Genomic DNA, 5359 nt, shown 5'->3' with positions numbered 1-5359 from the left:
CGGCGGCTGTCCTGTTCGGCGATGACCTGGATGGAAACGCGCACCAAGGGACGGATGTCGGCCGCCATCATGCCGTCGAAGCGGGCGATCAGCACCACCTCGTATTCCGCCGCCAGCGAGGCCGTGACCTGGGTGACGCGCGGGTCCAGCGCGCGGGCATAGCCTTCCAGGCGCTCCAGCAGCTTGACCTTCTGGTCGTCGCTGAGGCTGGCGATCGGATCGTGCGGCAGATACAGCTGGGCGCCGCCGCCGCGCCGCATCACGGCTCCCGCCGAGCCCGTGTCGCCCTTGATGGCAATCGCGCGGGTGGCCTCGGCCGCCTGGGTCAAGGCCGGCAGGCTGATGTCGTCGGAATAGGCGAACGCGGTTTTTTCGCCGGACACGGCGCGCACCCCGACGCCCTGGTCGATGTTGAAGCTGCCGGACTTGACCTGGCCTTCTTCCAGCCCCCAGCTTTCCGCGCGGCTGTACTGGAAATAGAGGTCGGCATAGTCGACGCGGTGCGTCATGATGCCGCCCAGCACCGATTGCAGCGCCGGGTAGTCCAAGCCGTAGGGCGTCAGCAGTGCGCTGTTGGCAACGGCGAACAAGGTACCGGGTTCCGGACTGGATGCGGCGGGAAGAGTGTCTGGTTTCATGGTTTAGCTATCTCGAAAGGCCTGGGCAGGATGATGGCCCGAACTCGGATTTTACTCCCTGCTTTTTACCATTCATATGGCGAAGTGCCTAATATATTAAATTCGAATAATTATATTTAATAATATTCTTTTACATTATTTGCATGGCTTTCTATAGTTCGCAGCGTTGTTTTGGAAATGCGAACCTTCAATGGAGAGAGTCATGACATTCAGAAAGAAAATCGTCGCATCGTTGTTGGTCGGGAGCGGGGTTTTGGCGGTCTCGTCGCCGGTACTAGCGAATGACAGCGAGGAGCTGGAAAAGTTGCGAGCACTGGTGCAGGAGCTGGACCAGAAGATCCGCGTGCTGGACCGCAAGAACGAACTCGCTGCAGAAGAGGCTGCGGCGAAGAAAAAGGAAACCCCGGTGGTCAAGGCCAGCGAAAAAGGCTTCGGCCTGCAGTCGGCGGACGGGCAGCACGAGATCCGGCTGCGGGGGCTGCTGCAAGCCGATGGTCGGGGCTTTGCCACGGGCCGCAACCAGACGCAGAAGGCCGCAGCGGGCGCCAGCACCGCCGGCTATCTGGATAACACCGAAGATGCCAACAGCACTGCGCTGCTGCGGCGCGTGCGGCCGACCATCGAAGGCACGGTGTTCGGCAAGTACGATTTCCGCTTTACCCCCGAGTACGGCGACGGCAAATCGCAGGTGATCGACGCCTACCTGGACGCCCGCTTCGCGCCATGGTTCAAGCTGCGCGCCGGCAAGTACAAGCCTTTCGTCGGCCTCGAGCGTCTGCAAAGCGGCGCCGACATCAAGTTCATCGAGCGCAGTTATGTCAGCAGCATCCTGCCCAACCGCGACGTGGGTGCCTCGATCTACGGCGATGTGCTCGACGGCAGGCTCAGCTATGCGGTGGGCATCCATAATGGCGTGGCCGACGGCGGCGATAACACCACGGCCAGCGACTTCAACAAGGACAAGGATTACGCGGCACGTCTGTTTACAGTGCCGTTCAAGGATAGCGACAGCGCGCTGGCCGGGTTGGGATTCGGCATTGCGGCTACCTACGGCAATGTCGACGGCACCACCAAGGATACCGTCAACGGTTCTTCCACCGAACTCACTTCCGGGTACAAGACCGAAGGGCAGCAGACGTTCTTCCGCTATGTCGATGGCAGCGTGCTGCGCTCCGGCATCGGCGAAGGCGCCACGCTGACCGGCGGCCCCGGCGTTTCCTGGCTGGCGCACGCCGACGGCAAGCGCACCCGCATCGCGCCCCAGGCCTACTATTACTACGGCCCGTTCGGCTTGCTGGCCGAATATACCCGCGTGTCGCAGGAGGTCGCGGTGGGGCAGTCCAGCCATGCGAAAACGACGCTGAACCACGACGCCTGGGAAATTGCCGCGAGCTACCTGCTGACCGGCGAGGACGCCTCGTTCAAGGGCGTGAAACCCAAGCGCAACTTCGATCTCGACAACGGCGGCTGGGGTGCCTGGGAAATTGTCGGCCGTTATAGCGAGCTCAATCTCGATGACGATAGCTTTGCTTTTGGTAATTTGTCGGGCGGCGCCGGCGTGACCGCCAACCAAAGCACAGGCGCGGTCGGCGCCGGCACCTTGCAGACCCTGAACCATTACCTGTACGCCGACCCCAAGGCTTCCGCCAAGTCCGCGCACACCTGGACCGCCGGCATCAACTGGTACGTGAACCCCGAGGTAAAAATCTCGCTGAACTATGCGCAGACCGCCTTTGACGGCGGCGGGGCGTTGACCAGTTCGCCGACGCACACGTTCAAGGACTTGGTGGTCCGTTCCAATGCCCGCGACCGCGAGGACGAGCGCGTGCTGCTGGCCCGCTTCCAGATCGCTTTCTAACTCAAAAGGAAAAATCATGAAAAAGTATTATTCGATTCTAGGTATCCTCGTCGTCGTGCTGGCGCTGACGAACCCGCTGCGTCTGCAAGCGGCCGAGGTGAGCCTGCTCAATGTGTCCTACGATCCGACGCGCGAGCTGTACCAGGACTTCAACGCCGCGTTTGCCAAATACTGGAAAGCCAAGACCGGCGACAGCGTCAGCGTCAAGGCCTCGCACGGCGGTTCCGGCAAGCAGGCACGCGCCGTGATCGACGGCCTGGACGCCGACGTGGTGACGCTGGCGCTGGCGTACGACGTGGACGCCTTATACGACAAGGCCAAGCTGATTCCGCAGAACTGGCAGAAGCGCCTGCCCAGCAACAGCGCGCCCTACACCTCGACCATCGTGTTCCTGGTGCGCAAGGGCAACCCCAAGCACATCAAGGATTGGGACGATGTGGCGAAGCCGGGCGTGGCGGTGATTACGCCCAATCCCAAGACTTCCGGCGGGGCGCGCTGGAACTACCTGGCGGCCTGGGGCTATGCGCTGAAGAAGAACGGCAATGACGAAAACAAGGCCAAGGATTTCGTGGCCAAGCTCTACAAGAACGTGCCGGTGCTGGATTCCGGCGCGCGCGGCGCGACCACTACCTTCGTCGAACGCGGCATCGGCGATGTGCTGCTGGCCTGGGAAAACGAGGCCTTCCTGGCGCTGAAGGAAGACCCGGGCAAGTTCGAGATCGTGGTGCCGTCGCTGTCCATCCTGGCCGAACCGCCGGTCGCCGTGGTGGACAAGGTGGTCGACAAGCACAAGACGCGCGCGGTGGCCGAGGCTTATCTGAATTATCTCTATAGCGAGGAAGGCCAGGAAATCGCCGCAAAGAACTTCTACCGTCCGCGTCTGGAGTCGGTCGCGAAGAAGTACGAGAAACAGTTCCCCAAAGTCAGCCTGATCACCATCGACGAGGTGTTCGGCGGCTGGCAAAAAGCGCAGAAGACGCACTTCGCCGACGGCGGGGTGTTCGACCAGATTTACGCGAAGTAATCAGGGAAGGCGGCGTGAGCCGCTCTTTCGATTCTGTTTCCGTAGGCGCCGCGAGTCCGGCGTCTCTGAAAATGGATTCCTGACTGGAGATCGAGCATGACAACCGCACTGATTGTAGGTGGCGATTATGTCACTGGCATCAAACAGACCCTGGCCGCTTTCGGTATCGATCACATCGCCCACTGGGGCGGGCGCAAGGCAGGCGACGGCAAGCATGCGATTCCACGCGATACGCAGCTGGTGGTGATGGTGACCGACTGGATCAATCATTCGATGGCCGGCAAGGTCAAGCGCAATGCGGAAAAGCTGGGGGTGCAGGTGGTATATACCCGCGGCAATGGCGGCAATCTGTATCAGCCGCTTTCCAGGCTGGCCGAGCGCGGCCAGCTGAGCGAGTCGTCCAGGGAGGAAGAGCGCCAGCCGCAAATGCTGCTTGCCGCGTGATGAACCAAACGCGATTTAATAAGGGTCTGCCAGCGCTGTGTCCGGTGCCACGTAATCATAGCCAAGCGCTTTGGCAACCGGCTGGTTGGTAATTTTTCCCTGATACACGTTCAGGCCGTTCAGCAGGTGACGGTCGTCTTTCAGCGCGCCCAGGCCTTTATCCGCCAGGGCCAGCGCATAGGGCAGAGTGGCATTGTTGAGAGCATGGGCCGAGGTGCGCGGAACCGAGCCCGGCATGTTCGCAACGCAATAGTGAATCACGCCGTCGACGGTATAGGTGGGGTCGTCGTGCGTAGTCGGACGGGAGGTCTCGCAGCAGCCGCCCTGGTCGATGGCGACGTCGACGATCACCGAGCCCGGCTTCATGCGCCTGACGATATCGCGCGTAATCAGTTTGGGTGCCTCGGCGCCGGGGATCAACACGCTGCCGATGACGAGATCGGCCATGCTGCAATGATGCTCGATCGCATCCCGGGTAGAAAAAACCGTGTTGAGGCCATGCCCGAACTGCTTCCAGAGCCGGTTCAGCGTGCCGATATTACGGTCCAGCACCCACACTTCCGCCCCCATGCCGAGCGCGACATCGATGGCGTGCGTGCCGACCACGCCGCCGCCGATGACGACGACTTTGGCCGGTTCGACGCCGGGAACCCCGCCCAGCAATATGCCGAGGCCGCCGTGCGCTTTTTCCAGGAAATAGGCTCCCGCCTGCACCGAGAGCCGCCCGGCGACTTCAGACATCGGCGCCAGCAGCGGCAAGCTACCGTCCGCGGACGTCACCGTTTCGTACGCGATGCAGGTGGCGCCGGATTTGATCAGCGCTTGGGCCTGTGCGGGATCGGGGGCCAGATGAAGATAAGTGAAGAGAATCTGGCCGCGCCGCAGCATCTCGCACTCGGACGCTTGCGGCTCCTTGACCTTGACGATCATGTCCGCAGCAGAAAAAATTCTCTCCGCCAAGTCGACTATCATGGCCCCTGCGGCTTCGTACTGATGGTCGGTGGCTGCAATGCCAGCGCCAGCGCCGGTCTCGACCATGACCTGGTGACCATGCGCGACAAGCTCGCGGACATTGGCCGGTACGATGCCCACCCGGTATTCTCGAATCTTGATTTCCTTGGGTACGCCGATCAGCATCTTCAGGCTCTCTCTCGATATATCGAGCTAGTTTATATCAAGAAGTTTGTAAAAAAACGGCAGCTCGACCCAAGTCTTTTTGATCAGTAATTTATGTTCTTATGTAATATAAAAATAGGGTCTTAGGAAGCTAAAGCGGATTTATTCGTAAGAGTTTGAGTACTTCAAGGTAAAGATTATCACGGCGATGGTTGAATCGAAATTCAGTCTCTTTCAGGTGCAGGTAAAACGTGTGCTTAGCCACGCCGTTAAACTTGG

At 60.4% G+C, this 5359-nt stretch carries 5 protein-coding genes and 1 pseudogene; 3 read left to right on the top strand and 3 right to left on the bottom strand.

What is annotated here, in order from left to right; genetic code table 11:
- Positions 1-638: PmbA/TldA family metallopeptidase (locus VGK14_RS03925; RefSeq protein WP_331507626.1), on the bottom strand; the 638-nt coding region annotated here is incomplete at its 3' end.
- Positions 639-840: 202 nt separating this feature from the next.
- On the opposite strand from VGK14_RS03925, the gene VGK14_RS03920 reads away from it, so the two are divergent.
- The 3 genes from VGK14_RS03920 (at position 841) to VGK14_RS03910 (ending at position 3964) form a co-directional block, all read left to right on the top strand.
- A complete protein-coding gene (locus VGK14_RS03920; protein WP_331507625.1) occupies positions 841-2496 on the top strand; it encodes an OprO/OprP family phosphate-selective porin in 1656 nt (551 codons plus the stop codon).
- Positions 2497-2512: 16 nt separating this feature from the next.
- On the top strand, positions 2513-3520 hold the full coding sequence (locus VGK14_RS03915) for a sulfate ABC transporter substrate-binding protein (RefSeq protein WP_331507624.1): 1008 nt from the start codon (positions 2513-2515) through the stop codon (positions 3518-3520).
- Between the two features lie 96 nt (positions 3521-3616).
- Entirely contained in the window at positions 3617-3964 is a 348-nt protein-coding gene (locus VGK14_RS03910; protein ID WP_331507623.1) for a DUF2325 domain-containing protein, read from the top strand.
- Between the two features lie 15 nt (positions 3965-3979).
- On the opposite strand, the gene ald is transcribed toward VGK14_RS03910, so the two are convergent.
- Positions 3980-5101, bottom strand: a complete 1122-nt coding sequence (gene ald / locus VGK14_RS03905) for an alanine dehydrogenase (protein WP_331507622.1) — start codon at positions 5099-5101, stop codon at positions 3980-3982.
- 130 nt (positions 5102-5231) lie between these two features.
- Positions 5232-5359: pseudogene (locus VGK14_RS03900) on the bottom strand (IS1595 family transposase); the annotation flags it as partial.

Source organism: Novimethylophilus sp., from assembly GCF_036504375.1.
GTDB lineage: Bacteria > Pseudomonadota > Gammaproteobacteria > Burkholderiales > Methylophilaceae > Novimethylophilus.
Note: the sequence above shows the minus strand (reverse complement) of the source record. Positions and strands in the feature narration are given on the sequence as shown.